Origin of the sequence: Embleya sp. NBC_00888 (assembly GCF_045207655.1) — a bacterium.
Classification (GTDB): domain Bacteria; phylum Actinomycetota; class Actinomycetes; order Streptomycetales; family Streptomycetaceae; genus Embleya.
Genome location: NZ_CP108785.1, coordinates 4,233,764 through 4,251,684, shown reverse-complemented (window position 1 = coordinate 4,251,684; position 17,921 = coordinate 4,233,764). Strand labels below are relative to the sequence as shown.

The 17,921-nt window shown below is 70.7% G+C and carries 15 protein-coding genes and 1 pseudogene; 6 read left to right on the top strand and 10 right to left on the bottom strand.

The genetic code is table 11. The features are described 5' to 3' along the window. Positions 1-29: 29 nt before the first annotated feature. The 3 genes and pseudogenes from OG948_RS52815 to OG948_RS52805 all read right to left on the bottom strand — a co-directional run bounded on the left by OG948_RS52815 (position 30) and on the right by OG948_RS52805 (position 2,712). Positions 30-401 (bottom strand): DUF1365 family protein, encoded by a 372-nt coding sequence (locus tag OG948_RS52815; protein WP_406300732.1) that lies wholly within the window; start codon positions 399-401, stop codon positions 30-32. A 47-nt stretch (positions 402-448) separates the two neighbouring features. After that, positions 449-1,072, bottom strand: a pseudogene (locus tag OG948_RS52810) (FAD-dependent oxidoreductase); the annotation flags it as partial. Positions 1,073-1,479: 407 nt separating this feature from the next. Next, positions 1,480-2,712, bottom strand: a complete 1,233-nt coding sequence (locus OG948_RS52805) for an aminotransferase class I/II-fold pyridoxal phosphate-dependent enzyme (protein WP_331772221.1) — start codon at positions 2,710-2,712, stop codon at positions 1,480-1,482. 63 nt (positions 2,713-2,775) lie between these two features. Here OG948_RS52805 and OG948_RS52800 point away from each other — a divergent pair, with 63 nt between their 5' ends. From OG948_RS52800 to OG948_RS52790, 3 genes are all read left to right on the top strand, one after another. Next, on the top strand, positions 2,776-4,236 hold the full coding sequence (locus tag OG948_RS52800) for a PLP-dependent aminotransferase family protein (protein ID WP_331772220.1): 1,461 nt from the start codon (positions 2,776-2,778) through the stop codon (positions 4,234-4,236). Positions 4,237-4,446: 210 nt separating this feature from the next. After that, complete coding sequence (locus OG948_RS52795; RefSeq protein WP_331772219.1) at positions 4,447-5,922, top strand: MFS transporter; 1,476 nt, start codon at positions 4,447-4,449, stop codon at positions 5,920-5,922. A gap of 643 nt (positions 5,923-6,565) precedes the next feature. Further along, on the top strand, positions 6,566-7,549 hold the full coding sequence (locus OG948_RS52790; RefSeq protein ID WP_331772218.1) for a pyridoxal-phosphate dependent enzyme: 984 nt from the start codon (positions 6,566-6,568) through the stop codon (positions 7,547-7,549). A 909-nt stretch (positions 7,550-8,458) separates the two neighbouring features. On the opposite strand, the gene OG948_RS52785 is transcribed toward OG948_RS52790, so the two are convergent. Continuing rightward, positions 8,459-8,893 carry a VOC family protein gene (locus OG948_RS52785; RefSeq protein WP_331772217.1) on the bottom strand — a complete coding sequence of 145 codons (435 nt, stop codon included), beginning with the start codon at positions 8,891-8,893 and terminating at the stop codon, positions 8,459-8,461. A 101-nt stretch (positions 8,894-8,994) separates the two neighbouring features. Between OG948_RS52785 and OG948_RS52780 the strand changes: the two genes are divergently transcribed. Next, positions 8,995-9,597, top strand: a complete 603-nt coding sequence (locus OG948_RS52780; RefSeq protein ID WP_331772216.1) for a TetR/AcrR family transcriptional regulator — start codon at positions 8,995-8,997, stop codon at positions 9,595-9,597. A gap of 391 nt (positions 9,598-9,988) precedes the next feature. On the opposite strand, the gene OG948_RS52775 is transcribed toward OG948_RS52780, so the two are convergent. The 4 genes from OG948_RS52775 to OG948_RS52760 all read right to left on the bottom strand — a co-directional run bounded on the left by OG948_RS52775 (position 9,989) and on the right by OG948_RS52760 (position 14,457). Then, entirely contained in the window at positions 9,989-10,519 is a 531-nt protein-coding gene (locus OG948_RS52775; RefSeq protein ID WP_331772215.1) for a hypothetical protein, read from the bottom strand. 224 nt (positions 10,520-10,743) lie between these two features. Next, positions 10,744-11,649, bottom strand: a complete 906-nt coding sequence (locus OG948_RS52770; RefSeq protein WP_331772214.1) for a hypothetical protein — start codon at positions 11,647-11,649, stop codon at positions 10,744-10,746. 1,128 nt (positions 11,650-12,777) lie between these two features. Next, the gene (locus tag OG948_RS52765) at positions 12,778-14,016 is read right to left on the bottom strand and encodes an IS4 family transposase (protein ID WP_331772213.1); all 1,239 of its coding nucleotides are present in this window, start codon (positions 14,014-14,016) and stop codon (positions 12,778-12,780) included. A gap of 45 nt (positions 14,017-14,061) precedes the next feature. After that, the gene (locus OG948_RS52760) at positions 14,062-14,457 is read right to left on the bottom strand and encodes a PPOX class F420-dependent oxidoreductase (protein WP_331772212.1); all 396 of its coding nucleotides are present in this window, start codon (positions 14,455-14,457) and stop codon (positions 14,062-14,064) included. A gap of 396 nt (positions 14,458-14,853) precedes the next feature. Here OG948_RS52760 and OG948_RS52755 point away from each other — a divergent pair, with 396 nt between their 5' ends. Next, positions 14,854-14,976 (top strand): hypothetical protein, encoded by a 123-nt coding sequence (locus OG948_RS52755; protein ID WP_331767677.1) that lies wholly within the window; start codon positions 14,854-14,856, stop codon positions 14,974-14,976. Continuing rightward, positions 14,973-16,112, top strand: a complete 1,140-nt coding sequence (locus OG948_RS52750; protein ID WP_331772211.1) for an rRNA adenine N-6-methyltransferase family protein — start codon at positions 14,973-14,975, stop codon at positions 16,110-16,112. The genes OG948_RS52755 and OG948_RS52750 overlap by 4 nt, the downstream gene beginning before the upstream one ends. A gap of 173 nt (positions 16,113-16,285) precedes the next feature. Here OG948_RS52750 and OG948_RS52745 read toward each other — a convergent pair whose 3' ends face one another. Together OG948_RS52745 and OG948_RS52740 are read right to left on the bottom strand one after the other, a co-directional pair. Further along, entirely contained in the window at positions 16,286-16,639 is a 354-nt protein-coding gene (locus OG948_RS52745) for a VOC family protein (protein WP_331772210.1), read from the bottom strand. A 315-nt stretch (positions 16,640-16,954) separates the two neighbouring features. After that, a complete protein-coding gene (locus OG948_RS52740) occupies positions 16,955-17,845 on the bottom strand; it encodes a helix-turn-helix transcriptional regulator (RefSeq protein ID WP_331772209.1) in 891 nt (296 codons plus the stop codon). Positions 17,846-17,921: the final 76 nt, after the last annotated feature.

The following is a 17,921-nucleotide window of genomic DNA, read 5'->3' as shown; positions in this document are numbered from 1 at the left end:
GAGCCGAGCCGGGGCGGTGTCGATCACGGTCAACGCAGGTTGCCTTCGGTCCCGTATCGCACCACGGGCACGCCGCGCAGCCACAAACCCAGGCCGCGCCGGCGGATCCGGGCCGCGCCGAGAAGCGGCGCCATCGGGTGACGCAGGGTCAGACCGAGCAGGGATCGCACCGTGTACGGGCGCCGCTCCCCTCGCACCCGAGCCACAAACGGCCGTCGCGCACCCGGATGGTGCAGCGTGACCGTCAGCGCCAGATCACCGTCCGGCTCGGGCAGGCTCAGCCGATAGCCGCCCGAGACGGGGAGGAACGGCGAGACGTAGAACTGCTTTTCGGCCAGGGCTCTTCCCCGGCCGTCGGTGCGAAGTACGTACGCGTGCCTGCCGCCGTAGGTGTTGTGCACCTCGGCCACCACGCACGCAGGCGTGCCGTCGCGGTGGTGGCACCAGTAGACCGAGAGCCGCCCAGCACGGTGCGCCACCTCGGCGAGCCGGAGACGGTGAGCATTCCGTGATTGGCGAGGAAGCGGAACAGGTGCCGCGCGGGGTAGTGGGTGGCCAGTACGCCCGGGCAGGACCAGACCGTGGACACCAGGGGCAGCACGAAGTGTTGCGCGAAGTGGGGCGAGAATTCGCGTTCTCGGAGAAACCGGCCGAGGGTGATGTCCGAGTCGCCCGCGAGCAGTTCGTGCGCGGCGCGATGAAACCGGGGCACCGCGCCGAGCATCCGCAGGTACGCCGGTCGGGCCGCGGTCCCCGGGGCGGCGAACAGCCCGCCGGGGCCGCGCCCGCCCGCGTACTCCAGTGCGCAGCCGTCGCAGCGCACGGACATGCTCATCTCGGTTTCGCGGGTGCTCACCCCCAGTTCTCCGAACAGGCGGGTGAGCAGCGGATAGGTGCGTTCGTTGTAGACGATGAAGCCCGAGTCCACCGCGAGCGGCCGGCCGTCCGAGCCGGTCACCTCGTGGGTGTGCGCGTGCCCACCGAGCCGGTGGTCGGCCTCGTACAGGGTGACCTCGCCGGTGGTGCGCAGCACATATGCGGCGGTCAGACCTGCGATGCCCGACCCGATCACCGCAAAGCGCCCAGTCGGCTCCCGCCCGGGGCCCGAGAGCGCTCCGGACGCATCGGCCGCGCCGTCGGGCCCGCCACACTCGTGGCCGCCGGCGTGGCCGCCGTCGCCGAGCCCAGCACGGTCGCCGTAGTGGTTTCCCATCCTCATATCGAGAATTCGTAGCGTCGCCACCGACGGATGGGTGCGAATCCGACCGGTGTGCGACCACCCGGCACAACGCTGACAGGCCACAGAAGCCCGAACCGTCCGAACCCGATCCGCACACCACTTCCCGACTCGACCCCTCGACCCCTCGACCCCTCGACCCGATCAGGGCAGGGCAGGGCGTCACCCTCCCCCGCAGCACACCGCCCGCATCCGCTTCCGTCGCCGAGGCTTCGAAGCGGGCGAGAGTCTGCGTGCGGAGGTCAGCCCGTGGCGCCGAGAGCCTGGTCGAAGTCGGCCCACACGTCCTCGGGGTCCTCGATGCCCACCGAGACCCGGATGGTGCCCTCGCCGATGCCGACCGCGCGCAACTGCCCGGCGTCGAGTTGGCGGTGTGAGGTGCCGGCGGGGTGGACGACCAGCGTCTCCAGTCCGCCGAGCGAGGCCGCGAGCCGGGCCAGGCGTACGCGGTGGACGAATTCGTGTGCGGCGTCGCGCCCTCCGATCACGTCGAAGGCGAGCATCCCGCCGGGGCCGTCGAGGACCCGGCCGGCGATCTCGTGCCCGGGGTGGCCGGCCAGGCCGGGCCAGTGCACGGCGGCGACGGCCGGATGCCCGACGAGACGCCCGGCCAGGACCTCGGCGACCTCGCAGTGCCGCCGCATCCGCAACGGCAGTGTGCGCAGGCCGCGCAGGGTGAGCCAGGCCGCGAACGGGTCGGGGTTGACGCCGGTTTCGACGGCGCGTTCCCAGACCCGGTGGTGTGCGGCGGTGTCCGCGAAGACGGCGATGCCGCCGACGACGTCGGAGTGACCGCCGACGTACTTGGTGGTGGAGTGCACGACGATGTCCGCGCCGTGTTCCAGGGGGCGACACAGCACGGGAGTGGCGAAGGTGTTGTCGACGACGGTGGGCACGTCGTGGGCGTGGGCGGCGGCGGCCATCGCGGGGATGTCGCACACCTGCGTCATCGGATTGGCGATCGTCTCCAGGTACAGCAGCCGCGTGTTCGGGCGGACGGCGGCCGCCACCTCGGCCGGGTCCTCGCCCGAGACGTAGGTGACCCGCACGCCGTAGCGCCGTTCCAGGTCGCACAACGTCGCGAACGTCCCCCCGTACAGGCGGCGTTGTGCGATCACGTGATCCCCGGACGCGAGGTGGGCACCGAGAACGGCGTTGATCGCACCCATGCCGGAGCCGGTGGCCAGCGCGGCGACCCCGCCCTCCAGGGCGGTCATCGCGGTTTCCAGGGCGTGTGTCGTCGGGTTCCCGTAGCGGCTGTACACACAGGGACCGTCCGACCGGGACATCGCGTCGGCCAACGCGTCGGCGTCGTCGAACGCGAACGTCGACGCCTGGTGGAGCGGAACCGCGATCGGTCGGGAGGGGCCGGTGTACGACTCGTCGCCGGCGGTTCCGCCCGCGTGGACGGCGATGGTGTCGAGGGCGGGAGTGCGGTGTGCACTGCGGGCGGCATCGGCCGTGGGGAAGGTCATGGGACGAGGCTGCCGCAGGGGACCCGCCGTCCGCCGAGCCAATCCGCGTATATTGGCTTGATCATGAAGCCAATCGATGCGGACGCCCTGCTCGCCCGCCTCGGCCGCTGGTCGGCCGGGCGGGGTCCACTGCATCTGTTGCTCGCCCGGCGCCTGCGCGAGCTGGTCGAGGCGGGAGAGCTCCCGCCGGGCGCTCGCCTGCCGCCCGAGCGCGACCTGGCCCGACGCCTGGCGATCGGCCGCAGTACGCTCGTCGCCGCCTACGAACTGCTGCGCCGGGAAGGTCTTCTGACGCGCCGTCAGGGATCTGGGACCTGGGTCGCCGGGACGGCCGAGGACGGCATGACAGCGAGGGTCGGCGGCACCTCCCATCCGATGTTCCTGGGCTTCCTGGAGCCGCCGGACGGTGTCCTCCAGATGGCGTGCGCGGCGCCCGACGCCCCTCCCCCGGCACTGCTCGACGCCTACCGGGCGGCGTTGGACCGCATGGGATCGATCACCGGCGATCTCGGGTACCACCCCGGCGGCCACCCCGCGTTGCGCGATGCGCTGGCCCGGTCGTACGCGGACCGGGGCATCCCGACCGCGCCCGACGAGATTCTCGTGACCACCGGGGCGCAGCAGGCGTTGGCCCTGCTCGTCCGGCACTGGGTCTCCCCCGGGGACGCGGTCCTGGTGGAGGGGCCGACGTATCCGGGCATGCTCGAGCCATTGCGCGAGGCCGCGGCGGATCCGGTCTGGGCAGCGCGCGACCGGGACGGGCTGGATGTCGAGGCGTGGTGTCGGACCCTGGTCGAACGCCGGCCGGCGTTCGCCTACCTGGTGCCGACGTTCCACAACCCGACCGGGACGGTGATCCCGTCGCTGGTGCGCCGGCGCCTGGTGGAGACGGCCGTCGCGCACGATGTACCGATCGTCGACGACGAGGTGCTCTCGGGCCTGTCCTTCGTCGGCGATCCGCCACCGGGGCTCGCGGCGTTCGGCCCCGCCGGACGGATCGTCAGCGTCGGGTCGCTGAGCAAGATCGTGTGGGGCGGCCTGCGGATCGGTTGGATCCGCGCCGACCGCGACCTGATCGCCCGCCTGGCCAGGCTCAAGGCCACCCAGGACCTCGGCGGCGACGTACCGGCACAACTGGCCGCCGCCGAACTCGTCCCGAACATCCCCGCCCTCTCCCGCCACCGCGCGCGGTTGCTGCGCGCGCGACACGACCACCTGTGCGCACGACTGGCCACGGACCTGCCCGACTGGCGTTTTCGCCCGGTGGAGGGCGGCCAGACGTTGTGGATCCGACTGCCGCACGGCGACGGAGGATCCTTCGCACAGACGGCCATGCGGCACGGGGTGGCGGTGCTACCGGGCTCGTCGCTGCATCCGGCGGGCGCAGACGCCGATTGTGTACGGATCTCCTTCCTCGCCGACGTAGGGGTCCTCAACGAGGCCGTGGACCGCCTGGTCCGCGCGTGGAACGCCTATCCGGCGCAGCCGAGGACGAACACCGTGCCCTCCGGCATTGCGGTATAGACCGCGAGACACAACGACATCGCCCACGACGTTGGCCCGCTGACCGGTACGGCTCCGGTGCGGCTCCGGCGGAATTGACCCATGAAATGTCGTCATGAATGAACCATTCCATGGGTCTTTCACGGACATAGATTTACTCATGTCAGCAACGAAAGCCCCGGCCCCAGGTCGGGAGAACGCCCCGGTGTCCTCACGAAAGCAGGCCTCGCCATGCCCTCGACCACGTCCCCGACCGTGTCCGCGGCCCCGCCGCGCCGCCGCCTCGGACCGACCCTGGCACTGCTGGCATTCGCCCAGCTCATCCTCTCCGTCGACTACAACATCGTGTACGTCGCGCTGCCCGAGATCGGCTCCGGCCTCGGGTTCTCGGCGCAGAGCCTGCAATGGGTGATCAGCGCGTACGCCGTCGCGTTCGGCGGGTTCCTGCTGCTCGGCGGCCGGGCGAGCGACCTGTTCGGGCCGCGCCGGATGTTCGCCCTCGGCCTGAGCCTGTACGCCGGCTCATCGCTGCTCGGCGGGCTCGCCGGCGGGCCGGGGCTGCTCATCGCCGCCCGGGCGATCCAAGGGGTCGGCGGCGCGTTCCTGTTCCCCGCGACGCTGACGCTGGTGTCCACGAGCTTCGCCGAAGGACGTGAGCGGAACCGGGCGTTCGCGGTGTGGGGCACGGCCGGCGGCAGCGGCATGATCCTGGGTTCGCTCCTCGGCGGGGTCCTCACGGACGCCTTCGGCTGGGCGTCGGTCTTCTTCGTCAACGTGCCGCTGGCCGGCGCCGCCGCGCTGCTCGCGTTCGTGCTGATCGCCCCGGACTCGCCGCGCGCCAAGGGGCGTTCGTTCGACCTGGCCGGTGCGCTCACCTCCACCATCGGAGTCACCGCGGTCGTCTTCGCGCTCGTGCAGGGTCCGGAATCGGGATGGACCTCTCCGGCCGTCCTGACCGCGTGCATCGCGGGCACCCTGCTGCTCGCCACCTTCGTCGCCGTGGAACGCCACAGCGCCGATCCCCTGCTGCCGCTTCGGCTGTTCGCGAACCGCAACCTGAGCGTGGGCACCGTCGTCACGTTCCTCTACATGGGTACCTTCGGCACGCTGCTGTACTTCCTCACCGTCTACTTCCAGGGCGTGCACGGCTACGACGCGCTGACCACCGGGCTGGCCTTCCTGGTCCCGATGGTGGCGATCGCGGTCGGCTCGCAGACCGCCGGGCGCCTGGCCACCCGGTACGGCATCCGTCCGACCATGATCGCGGCGCTGTTGGTCGGCGCGGTCGGCGCGGTGATCGTCGGCTCAACCATGGCCGTCGGGGCGTCGTACGCCGCGCTCGTCCCCGGGCTCGTCGTGCTCGGCATCGGGCAGGGGGCCGGCTACACCCTGATGTTCGGCGCCGCCGCGCTCGGCGTGCCCGCCGAGGAGCAGGGCATCGCGTCCGGTGTCGCGTCGACCAGCCAGCAGATCGGCGGCGCGGTCGGCCTCGCGCTGCTGGTCGCGGTCGCCAACTCCGGCCTGCACGGCCTCACCGGCGAAGCCCTCCGCGGCGCGACCACCGACGGGTTGCGTACCGCGGTGTTCATCGCGGCGGCCGGGATCGCGGTGACCGCCCTGGTGGCCCTGGGCCTGCGCAAGCCGGCGACGAAGCGCATCGCCGAACACACGTCGGCAACCGAGGGACGACCCGTCGTCCACGTCTGAAGAGATGCCGATGCGCGAACACCGCCCTGCCGGGGCGGTGTTCGCGCATCGGCATGTCGTGTGCATCTCGTCGGCACGTCAGTGGCACGTGATCGGCACGTCATCGGCATGTGGTCGGCCCCGACGGCCGTCACGTCGGCGTCACTCCGTCCCCGGAGGCTGACGAAACGCCCGCTTTCCCGGACCCGTTCGGCGAAATGCAGACAGCCGCAGCATGACCCGGCTACTACGGAGCGGGAGGCCGCGCCCAGGGTGCGAAGCGCTGTTCGGGTGCCGAGTCGTCGCGCCAGTACCTACCTCGGCACCGTTTCCTGGAGGATATCGAGTCCCTCCGCCGCGATCAGGCATCATCACCGCGTGCCGAAAAGGGGCCTCGAACCCGTCCCACGCCGAAGTCTCGTGGGCCCCGCGCCCCGCGCCCCGCGCCCCGCGCCAGCCGCAGGCTACGCGTCCGGCGGTTGTGTGGCGGATGCCTCTCCGCCGAGACGCGACAGACTTGCCACCACCCGCGTCCCGGCACAGCGGAAGGGGCAGTGACGGCAGCGCTGTTGCCGACGCCTTCCACGCCGCCGTCGTCATCACCACGACCGCCGTACGGAAGACCGCAGGCGGAACACCACAGGCGGCGCTACGCTGCTGTGTCGTGCAGGAGACACGCCTCGACACCGATCGGATCCGAGCGGCCCGCCGGGTGATCGACCCCATTTTTCTCGACACTCCGCTGTACCGCTGTGAGGGGCTGGAGCCCGAGCTCGGGTGCTCGGTGAGCGTCAAGCTCGAAACGGCGAACCCGGTCCGCAGCTTCAAGGCCCGCGGCACCGAGGTGGTCACGAGCCTGCTCGTCGACCAAGGCTCGCGAGCCGTCGTGTGCGCCAGCGCGGGCAACCTCGGCCAGGCCCTCGCCTGGTCCGGTCGCGGCCGGGGGCTCGACGTCACCGTCGTGGCCTCCCGGTTCGCCCCCGCGGCCAAGCTTGCTCGCATCCGCGCGTTGGACGCCGAATTGGAGCTGGTGGACGGCGACTTCGAGATGGCCCGCGAGCGGGCGGCGGCCGTCGCGCGGTACGAGGGCATCCGGCTGGTCGAGGACAGCCTGGATCTCGAGACCTGTGAGGGCGCGGCGACCATCGGTCTGGAACTGGTTGAGTCCGTAACGCCGTTCGACGCCGTCCTGATCGCGCTCGGCGGCGGTGCGCTGGCCACCGGTGTGGGGCACGTGCTCAAGGCCCTGGCGCCCGAAGTCGAGGTGATCTGCGTCCAGCCGCTGGGCGCACCGGCGATGACCCACTCGTGGCACCAACGGCGCGTCGTGACCACCGATTCGACCGACACCATCGCCGACGGCGTCGCCGGCCGACGTCCCATCCCGGCCGTCCTGGACGACCTCCTCCTGGTCGCCGACGACGCCGTCCTGGTCCGGGAGGCGTCGATCATCGCCGGCATGCGGATGCTGCTCGACCACGCCGGCCTCGTCGTCGAACCGTCGGCCGCACTCGGCATCGCGGCGATCCTCGAAGACCGCGACCGCTTCGCCGGCCGACACGTGGTGACCATCGTGTGCGGAAGCAACGTCGACGCGGACGCCTACCGCCGCTGGGTCGACGCGACTCCCGCCCACCAACCGCGATAGACGTCGCCAACAACACGAGCAGTACGCACAGCACACCGAGGATCCGGAGCCGGGTCCGTCGCCGTGAGCCGAGCATGCTGCGAAGTGTGTGCGGGACGCCCACGGATCCGTGCCGGCAAGGGGGACCCGGCTCCTCGATGTCGATCCGTTCGAGGGACGGCCCCTGCGCGTCGGCGGCGCGCACCGCGAACTGGGCCCGCATCGCCACGTGTGCGCGCGTCGACGTGGGCGCGCGCTGCGAGCCATACCGGCACTCGGCGGGATCGACGCCCAGCGTCGTGAGCAGCACCGCGACGAGGGGCGCGGACGGCAGGCGGTCTCCGCGCAGCGCTTCGCAGCAGCGCTTCGCACGCCGAACTGCGCGGCAGCCTCCCGTACCCGGCGCGATCGCTCGGCTCGCGCAGGGACGGGTTGCCCGCCGCGGCACGGCGGGCCCGCAACGCCCGGGCGGGCGCCGTCAGCGCCTCGGCGGACGTACCGGCTCGTCGTACCCTCGCCAGGAGTCCCGGACACGCGTCGACGTCCCCGCCAAGTCGGGAGTACCCGCCGACTCGGCCACCCTCGCCAAGTCGGGCGTCCGCCCCCTCCAGGGCACGCCGAGCCGGCGACGGCGCCGTGAATTGCCCCACGGCGACACACGCGCGGTTCTCCTCCCAGCGGCGCCGCCATACCGAACCCCGACGAACGCGCGTGGGACGGACCCTCCCCGGCACTCGGGCCGGACGCACTGATCGCACGGCTCCGGCCGGCCCCGACCAGGGGCGGCAGGCGGCCGGGAGGGGAACACGGCCGGGAGGGGACCACGGCCCGGAACGGCAGGTGGCCGGGGGCGGCGTGTACCCGGGGGCGGCCGTCCTCGTCGCGCCTGTCGACGAGTGGCTGTGACCGTCGGACTCGCGCGCCCTGGGTTCACGGGGTGTGGCCCGGGGCGTACTGCTCGGCGTACTCCCCGGTGGCCGGGACAACGGTGATGACGTCGATCATGACGCCGTCCGGCGCCGCGACGATGAAGTGGCGCTGCCCGAACTCCTCCGTGCGCAGGGAGAGGAGTTCGGGCAGGCCGGCCAGTGCGACCAGCCTGTGGTGCTCGGCGTCCACGTCGTCGACCTCGAAGTTGAGCAGCAGGCCGCCCTGGAGAGGGGTGCGATACCCATCGGGGATGGTCGGATGGGCGTGGTCGAGCAGGGCGAGTTCGTACTGCGGGGCGTCCGGCCGGTGGAGGCTCACGTACCAGTCGGCCTCGAAGGACACCTCGAACCCGAAGTGTCGGGCGTAGAAGTGGCGTGATGCGGCGACATCGCGGGTGGCGATCACCGGGTAGAAGCTGCCGAGCTCGACCTTCATGACACGTCTCCATCTGCCTGCGGATCGACTTTCACATACCTTGGGTATGTGAAATGGAAGGTAGCATACCCGGGGTATGCGAAAGGAAGGGTGAACCGAGGATGGCTGTCACGAGAGCCGAGCAGCGGGCGGCGACACGACGGGCACTGCTGGCCGAGGGGCGCCGGAGGTTCGCCGCCGACGGCTATCACGACGTGGTTCTCACCGACGTGGCGCAGGCGGCGGGGGTCACCAAGGGGGCCGCCTATCACCACTTCGACAGCAAGGCCGGACTCTTCCGGGCGGTGGTCGCCGAGGTACAGTGCGAACTCGGTGACCGGGTCGCGGACGCCGCCGAGCCGTACGACGACCCATGGGAGCAACTGCGGGCCGGCTGCCGGGCCTTCCTCGCCGCCGGGTGCGATCCGACGGTGCGCCGAATCGTGCTGATCGACGCGCCGGCCGTGCTCGGCTGGGACGAATGGCGGGCCATGGACGAGGACTCTTCCGCTCGGCATCTGACCGAGGCTCTCGACGCCCTGGTGGAGGCCGGAGCCATCGCCGACCAACCGGTGGAGCCGCTCGCGCGATTGTTGTCCGGGGCAATGAACGAGGCCGCGCTGTGGCTGGCCCGGTCGGCGAGCGCGGAAGCGTTGGGACAGACCGAGCAAGCGTTGGACCGCCTACTGAACGGGTTGCGATCCCAAAACCACGAGCAGCCGTGAATGCACTGCTCACCACCACTCGTCAAGACCGGAAGCAACACCTTCGCCCCACGCAACGCCGCCACCACAACTCACGACCACGTCGATCCCGGCAACCTCATCCATGCCGGAAAGACGATCCGCCACCGACACAACAGTCCGATGCCGAGGCCGGGGCCGGGGCGGCTGGTCGGCGCTACCCCGCCTGCTGCCCAACCGATGGGCCTGGACCGCGCGGTCCTCTCGCGTAGTGGGTGCTGGTGGTGATCCGCCTCGGCAGGCGGATCAACAACCAACGCACACGGCGCAGTTCACATGTCGAGAAACGGGTGGGACTCCTCGCCCAAACCCGGCACGACGCGCTGAGCTGGGCGGGGGCGCAGATGTGGGTTCCCGGGTGGGTTTGCCGGTGTCACGCGTCGAACCACACGAGCAGGCGCACGCCGTCGTCTCCGCAGGATCTCGCGGCCCGTGCCATCTCCGCCCACACCCGCCCCCATCGCCCGTCGGGCGGCACCGCCTCCCGTCGTCGCATGCGCTCGACACGGAAGACGCGGTCGTCGACGGCCCATTCGGTACCCGGTGGGTAATCCCCTCCCTTGACGAGCCCGCCGATTCCGAGGACACGGGCCAGGCGGGGGCTGTGGGTGGACTTGCCGACGTACTCGAGCCCGTCGCGGGTCCGGCGGTACTCGTAGACCCGATCGTCGAGGCCCTCGGCGGGCTCGTCCCAGTTCACAGCCCGCAGTTGCGCCCAGTCGATCCACGTCTCCCGGTCACCGTCGCATTCCGCGTGCCGCGCACGGGCGAGCTCGCAGGCATCGGACGGAAGCCCACGATCGGCCGCCAGAGGACGGAAGTTCGCCAGATTGCGGAGACCGAACAGGCAACCGAACGCGTCGTAGTTCCGATCGAGGGCGCACTCCGCGATCTCGACCACCACCCGCCACTGCCCTCAGCCCCCACCCAAGGACCGCGTCTCGACGCAGCCGTAGATGTCCGTACCCATGAGCCCATTCTCCCGGTCCCACGGCAGACCCACGGCGAGCGACCCGACCACACCTCCGCGCCGGCTCCCAAAGCCTCACCGCAGTGGGCGGAATGTCCGTGTCCTGATCCGTCGTCGGCGCGGCGCCCCCGTGACCTCGGCGCCCACCCTGCTCGGGATCAGACTTCGTTGCCGCGGACGTCACGCTTCATCGGGGATGGTTGGGCGAGGCCGGATGGTGTGGAGCCGGGGTTGCCTCGCGTCAGACCGTGACCGGTGCCGCGCTCTTGGGGTTGCGAGTCGGAGGAGCCCGCCGTAGCCGCGTCACCGCGCGCGGCGCCCAGGCCCAGGCGCGCCTTGTTCGCCGCCTCCACGCCCCCGGCGCCGGTTTCCGTGCCATGGGCCTGCTGCGGTGCCGTACGGGAGGGCGCAGGGGTGTTGCTTGGCGTACGTCCGGCGGATGTCGTCTCCCGTCGGGTGCGGAAATCGCCCAGTTTCGCCGATGCCGCCGCGGAATAGCGCGAGTTGTCGCTGTCGAGCAGGGTACGCAGCGGGGCCAGTCGCTCGTCCAGGAGCCGAAGGGTGGACTTGGCCTGTGGGCCGCTCGGCGGGGTCTGGGGATCCTGCCCGCCCGCCGCGGCGTCGGCGTCGGCGTCGGCGTCGGCGTCGGCGTCGCGAAAGGTATCGAGAATCAGCTTTTGCACCTCGTGGAAACCCTTGGAGGATCCGGGCGACGGATACTCGCGGACCTCGACCTGGGCAGCGGTCACCCCCGGGCGCTCCAGTGCCGCCCGGGTGCGATGTGGGAACCGGCCGCGGGCGGCTGCCCAGGCGGTGACTTGTGCGAGTGTCTTGTCGTCACGGTCGCGGATCGCGTTGGTCCGCAAAGTTTGCAGTTCGCGCAGCCCTTGGTCGAGAGTCCGCCAGTAGTCCGGCCGTTCGAGGTCGCTCAGTTGTCGACGAAACAGCCGCGTGTCCTTCAGAACGTTGTCCGAAGGAGCGGCCACGGGTTGGCCGACGATCTCCCGGGCACGCGAGGCCGCCACCTTCAGTCGCTCCCAGCGGGTGTTCTCCAGGTTGGCCACCGCGGGTCTCCTCCTCGGGACAGGTCAGGTCGTGGACGCGATCCGCGATGACAGGATCAATCATCGCGCCCGGTCGCCGCAATCTCGGACCCGACCGCGATGGCCACGCTGGGTCGTTCCCCGTACCTGTGTCGAAGGCACCTTCACGGCAAGGACTTTCAAGGCCACCGGGTGTCTCGGGAACCGGTTCGCCGACATCCGGAACGGCTCGACCGCACCGCTCTTCGTCGGCGGACCACCGTGATCCACCGGGAGAAGGTCGCGCCCGACCCCCACACTCTTGGCGGGCCGGGCGTCCACGCACGAAGGCCGGAAGAAACGAAGTCGCCGTCCCCGCCGCGGTCCAGGAGCCGGGACAACCGGACCGGGAACACCGCGTGCGCTCCGACGCGGTACAGGCGGCGAGCCGCCCGCGGGGCGCGCGCGGCTTACGTCGTGCCGGCAAGGGCATGGTCCGCCATCAACTCGCCTACGCCAAAAGCACGTCGGGGCGCGTCCACGTGGCCACGAACCGGGCGGGAAGGCACGGCTACCCCCGGTCTCGCCGCCTCCGGCTTCGGCGCCGCGGTACGGATGGCCCCCGCCCGGGACGAACTGAGAAGCGGTGCGTTCCGCGAGCCGAAAGCACCGGAACAGGGCCGTTCACAAGCGGACCAAGCGCAGCAATACCTGGACGCCTGGTGGCGCACCCGCTCCACGCGCGGCTCCGAACGCAACGGGTAACAGCCACCCGCGCCAAACCGCCCCCACCCGTGGTGGCTCATCGAACCGAGCGGCCGTCCCGGACCGGCTCCGCGCCGCCTGGCACCGCGCCTGCCGCACCGGAGAAACAGCCGAATGGAACCACCATGCGGCTGCTTCTCCGGCACGCCGAGGCACGACACCGGCCGACGCGGCCCGATCCACCAGGATCCACCGGACAGGGCCTAGACCCAATACCGGTGTTTTTAGGTCTTTCTGCGGCAGGTTGGGGTGGTGCGGGTCGGTCCGACGAGCGTGACGTCGGGTGGGTTCGGTGGGGGTGTGCTGCGGTGCTCGGTTCGCTTGAGCGCCCAGTTGGACATCTTGCGCTTGATGACGCGGGGGTTGGAGCGCAACCGCCTCGGCGGCAGGGGCCGTTCGTGGATCTCACACAGGGTGGCGAGGAGTGCGACGGCGAGTCGGGAGGGGGGAAAACGCCGCCTGGCCGGTGACGTGGCGGCGGACGACGCGCAGGGTTCGGATGAAGGACAGCCTGTCCGGGTCGCAGTCCACATCCCGAGCGGCGTGGTGCATCAGGTCGCGCAGGGCGTGGTGGACCAGGAGAACACCGAGGATCTCCTGTTCGACACCCGCCGGGTGACGGGAACGCAACACGTGGCCGGGACCGCCCTGGTGGGTCTTGATCTCGTCGAGGGCGGTCTCGATCTCCCACCGCTCGTGATACAGCGCCGCCGACTCGGCGGCCGGAGCCGCCGAGGGATCGTGGACGGTGGTGATCAGCCGATACACGATCTCCTCCCCACCGCCCGGGCCCAGGGTGTACTCGACCACACGGACCCGGATCGGATCGACGCGCCGGCGGTCGTGACCGGCGAAGATCTCGGACAGGTAGGACCCGTCGGGCAGAGAGGCCAGGACCGGGAGCACGGCGTTGCCCTTGATCCGCCACAACAGGTCCGCGCCGGTCGCGGACGCCGCCCGCCACAGTTCGAAGTCGTGGAAACCCCGGTCGGCCAACAGGAGCATCCCGGGCTCCAACGACGCGAACAACCGCCGGGCCGCGATCGTCTCGCGCACGGCGAGCGGCGCGACGTCGGCCGCGAACACCACGTGGGTGCCGCACTCGACCAACACGGCCACCCGCGCCTGCGGATACGCGCTCCGACCCTGGCCCCGACTCGTACCCGGCCGACCGAAGAAACCCGCGTTCGCCTCGCTGTCGGGCAGATCGAAGGTCGTGCCGTCCACCGCGACCAGACGGCGCCCGCGATACCACGCCCCGACCGTCCCCGGCACCGCCACCGGACGACACACCCGAGCGAACAACACCCTCAACGGCTCCGGCCCCAACCGCAGCCGCGCCCGCCCGATCGCCCCGGTCGTCGGAACCCGCCACGTCCCCACCCACCGACGCTCCCGCTCCAGACCCTGCGTGAGCAGACGCGCGACCTCCTCGTAGCCCTGACCCGAGAACAGACACATCGCCAGGACGAAGTAGACGACCACCCTCGCCGGCAACAACCGACGACGCTGCTCGACCCGCCCACACCCCGCGACCACCTCGTCGACCAACTCCGGCGGAAACGCACGCGTCAACACCCCCAACGCGATCCGATCCGAGAACCGCTCACCCGTCGACGACTTCACCTGCCCAGGCCTTGGCACAACCCATCCAACGAGCGAACCCCATCAAAGTCACTGGTATTGGGCCTAGACCGAGAAACTGTGCACCTTGGTCGGTGTCACGCGGACGATCACCCGGGCGATCTCGTCGGGCTCCGGCGGCGGGGCCTCGCCGAGATACCTGAGCGAGAGCGCGAGTGGAAGCTCCTTCGCCGGGTCCGGGACGATCTCGGCGGTGCCTCGCAGTTCGACCGAGTGGTAGGGGTTGTCCAGGTCGAAGACCGTGACGCTGACCCGGGGGTCACGACGGAGGTTCCGTACCTTCGCCCGCCCCTCGGTCGCGGAGAACACCACGGTGTCGCCGTCCCGCTGATACCAGACCACCGAAGCCTGGGGACCTCCGTCGGCGTTGAGCGTCGACACGGTGGCGAAGTTCCTGCCGTCGAGCAGCTTGCGCGTCGACTCGTCGAGCGTCGTGGACATGGGGTGCTCCCGGTTCTGTTCATCCGACCCGCGCCCCTTGGGGCACTTCGTCTTACGGAACCCATCCTCTGCGCCCCCGGACACCGATGGAAGAAGGCACTTTCATGTCACAGCGGAACATCCAGGTAACGGGGCCGACCGAGTCCACCCCGGGCATGCCGGGTGAACTCGCCTACGTCCTCGACCGGTTAAGCGCAGGTGGAGCACCGCCACCCCCACGAAGGCCCGGCACGGGCCGTACTCCTCACCGGGTCGAAGCGGGGCGATCGCCACGGCATCGGCCGCCGAACGCTCACCCCGACGCCGCGCGGCGCGCAACACCGTACCGACGGACGGACATTGTGCAACTACTGTGTGCCATGTTCCAATGACTATCGGTATACGAAAGGGGTCGTCGTGGGTGAGCACGAAAAGCCGAACGACGGGAAGCCCGACGACAAGCCACAGCCGACCCGGGACCAGGACGGGCAGAATCCGGACGTGCAAAAGCCCGGCGGCGGCAAGCACAAGAAACCGTGAGCCGCCACGAAGCCGCGCTGCGCGAACTCGACGCGGCGGGCGCGTTCTCCGGAGCCCCTTGGATACGTGAGGCGATGGATGCGGTGCGACGCGAGGCGTTCGTGCCCGACGTGATCTGGCGCGACGACGGCGACGTCTACACCCGCGTGGACCGGCGCACCGACCCTGCCGGGTGGTCGGCCGTGGTGGATGGCCGTGGGCCGGTGGTCACCCAAGTCGACGACGGCGTGGGCGCCGAACACGGCGAGGTGGCGACCAGTTCGATCAGCGACCGGCTCGCCGTCGCGAACTTCCTGTCCACTCTCGACGTGCGACCGGGGCAGCGGGTGTGGGAGGTGGGTACCGGCTCCGGGTGGACCGCCGCGCTGCTGGCCCATCGAGTCGGCCCGCGTGGTCGTGTGGTGACGGTCGAAATCGACCGGGCCCTCGCCGACGCCGCCCGCGCGCGTCTGTCCCCCTGGGCAGAGACGGTCCGGGTCGTAGCGGGCGACGGCGAGGACAGCGCCTCGGCCGCCGGAGTGGACGGAGTGGACTGGCGTTGGGATCGGGTTCACGCCACCGCCGCCGTCACCCGGCACATCCCTCAAGCCTGGGTCGAACGTACGGTGCCAGGCGCGGTGTTGGTGGTGCCCTTCTCTCCCCCGTTCGAGTCCGGGAGCCTGTTGCGCCTGGTCGCGAAGGAACACGGCGTGGCCAGCGGCCGGTTCGTCAAAAGCGTGGCGTTCATGCCCCTGCGCGGCCACCGCAACCTCGGGCACGACGTATTCGACGAGATCCGGGCCGCGCACCCGGCTCACGACAGCACTCCCGTGGACTGGCACCTTGCCGGCTTGTCCGCAGACGGCAACCACACGCAAGCGCTCGCACTCAAACTGCCCGATGTCCACCGTTCTACCGGCGCGGGCGGCGCGAAATGGTGGCTGCACGACAACAAGGATTCCTGGGCCCTGGTCGACGACACCGCCGACACCGGACACGCCCTCCAAGGCGGCCCCAGAAAGCTGTGGAACGAGGCAGCCGCGATCATCGCCTGGCAGGACGACGCCGAAGTACACGCCTACGACTTCGGCATCACCGTCGAACCCGACGCCCAATGGGCCTGGGCCGGAACCCCGAACGAACGCTGGCGGATGTGAGGCGGACGTGCGCTCCGGGGGAAGGGGCGGCGTCGCGACCGGCGTAGAAGCGCCTCGCCTCGCCCGAGATCCCCGCCGCCCGACACCGCGAACGCGCCCGCACCCGACGCCGACAACGCCGGTGCCGACGCAGCCCGACCAAACCCGTTCGACGTCCCTGTTCAGCGCACCGACTAGGCGGACTGCCAGAGTTCGATGCGGTTGCCCTCGGGGTCGGTAACCCAGCCGAAGCGTCCGACGCCCGCCATATCCTGGGTCTCGTCGGCTACATCCGCGCCCTTGGCACGGAGTTGCGCGAGCATGGCGTCCAGGTCGCGGACCCGGAAGTTCAGCATGGTCTGCTGGGTACGAGAGCCGAAGTAGTCCGTCCCGACCTCGAACGGCGCGAAGACGGTGAGGCCCGCCTCCTGGTGCCACAGGCCGTTTTCGTCTGCGTCCAAGCCGAGGAAGTCCCGGTACCAGGCCCCCAGATCCGCCGGAGCCGAAGCGCGAATGAAGTATCCACCGATTCCGAGCACACGTTCCATGTCGCGATTTTGCCGGCCCGACGACCCGCCCGTGGCGGGCGACACGCACACCGCCGGCCCCCTCCGCCCGAGACCCCACCAAACCTCCCGCCACCCCGACGCCGAAGGCCGTGATCGAACCGCTGACCTCGTCGGCCGGAATGTACGCGTGGCCATCGGCGTTCGTGGTCCGACGGAGTCGGGTCGCGTAACCGGGCCGGCCCGGCCGGCCCTGGAGGCGTTCCGCGACGAAGGTGACGGGGTTGGTGGAGAGGAGGTCGTTGACGGGTATTCAGCGTGGTGTTCGGGATGCCCGTCAGTGCCCGTCGGTGCCCGTCAGTGTTCGAGGTGGACCGGCTGAGGGGCGCAATAGGCCTGCGGAGGGCCGGAGTGGGGTCGGGCGCTGAGCGTGGAGAGGAGTTGCAGGGCGATGGCGGCGTCCGAGCCGATGGGTGCGCTGTAGATCATCATGGTCATGTCCGGGTCGTCCGGAGCCCGCATCGCGACATAGTCGAGGCTGAGGTCGCCGAGTCGGGGGTGGGCGAAGCGTTTCTTGCCGCGGGTCTTGCCGCGGACGTTGTGGTCGGCCCACAGACGTCGGAAGTCGGCGCTGCCCAGCGAGAGTTCGCCGACGAGACTGGCCAGTCGAGGGTCGTCGAGGTGGCGGCCCGCGTCGAGCCGGAGGTTGGCGACCGTGGTACGGGCCTTGTCCTCCCAGTCGGGGTAGAGGTCCTTGGACGCCTCGTCGAGGAAGACCATCCGGGCCATGTTCCGCTCGACGGCCGGCATCGCGGCGAAGTCGGCGATCAGGGCGCAGGCCATGGCGTTCCAGGCCAGGATGTCCAGGCGGCGGCCGATGATGTAGGCGGGGACGCCCGTGAGGGCATCGAGGGCCTGGCGCATCTCGGAGCCGACCCGCTGGGCGCGGCTCGGGCGCTTGCGGGTGGTGGTCGGGCGGGCCAGGTTGTGCAGGTGCGCGCGTTCGTCGTCGTCCAGACCCAGCGCGCGGGCAACCGCGTCCAGGACGTCGGAGGAGGCGTTGCGGGCCCTGCCCTGTTCGAGACGGGTGTAGTAGTCGACGCTGACGCCCGCCAGGTGGGCAAGTTCCTCGCGGCGCAGGCCGGGCACGCGTCGCCGGCCACCGAACTGCGGAACGCCGGTGTCGTCGGGGTTGAGACGGGCACGCCGGACCCGTAGAAACTCGCTGAGTTGCTGTGCGCGATCCATGGGTCCAGTGTCGCGGACGACCGGCTCGCGGTGCCTGGTCCCGGCAGACCCAGGCAAGCCGGACCGTGGTCGACCG

Bases quoted from the DNA above. Each gene is read 5' to 3' on its own strand.
- OG948_RS52805 (WP_331772221.1), bottom strand. From the start codon at position 2,712: ATGACCTTCCCCACGGCCGATGCCGCCCGCAGTGCACACCGCACTCCC.
- OG948_RS52800 (WP_331772220.1), top strand. From the start codon at position 2,776: ATGAAGCCAATCGATGCGGACGCCCTGCTCGCCCGCCTCGGCCGCTGG.
- OG948_RS52795 (WP_331772219.1), top strand. From the start codon at position 4,447: ATGCCCTCGACCACGTCCCCGACCGTGTCCGCGGCCCCGCCGCGCCGC.
- OG948_RS52785 (WP_331772217.1), bottom strand. From the start codon at position 8,893: ATGAAGGTCGAGCTCGGCAGCTTCTACCCGGTGATCGCCACCCGCGAT.
- OG948_RS52780 (WP_331772216.1), top strand. From the start codon at position 8,995: ATGGCTGTCACGAGAGCCGAGCAGCGGGCGGCGACACGACGGGCACTG.
- OG948_RS52760 (WP_331772212.1), bottom strand. From the start codon at position 14,457: ATGTCCACGACGCTCGACGAGTCGACGCGCAAGCTGCTCGACGGCAGG.
- OG948_RS52745 (WP_331772210.1), bottom strand. From the start codon at position 16,639: ATGGAACGTGTGCTCGGAATCGGTGGATACTTCATTCGCGCTTCGGCT.
- OG948_RS52740 (WP_331772209.1), bottom strand. From the start codon at position 17,845: ATGGATCGCGCACAGCAACTCAGCGAGTTTCTACGGGTCCGGCGTGCC.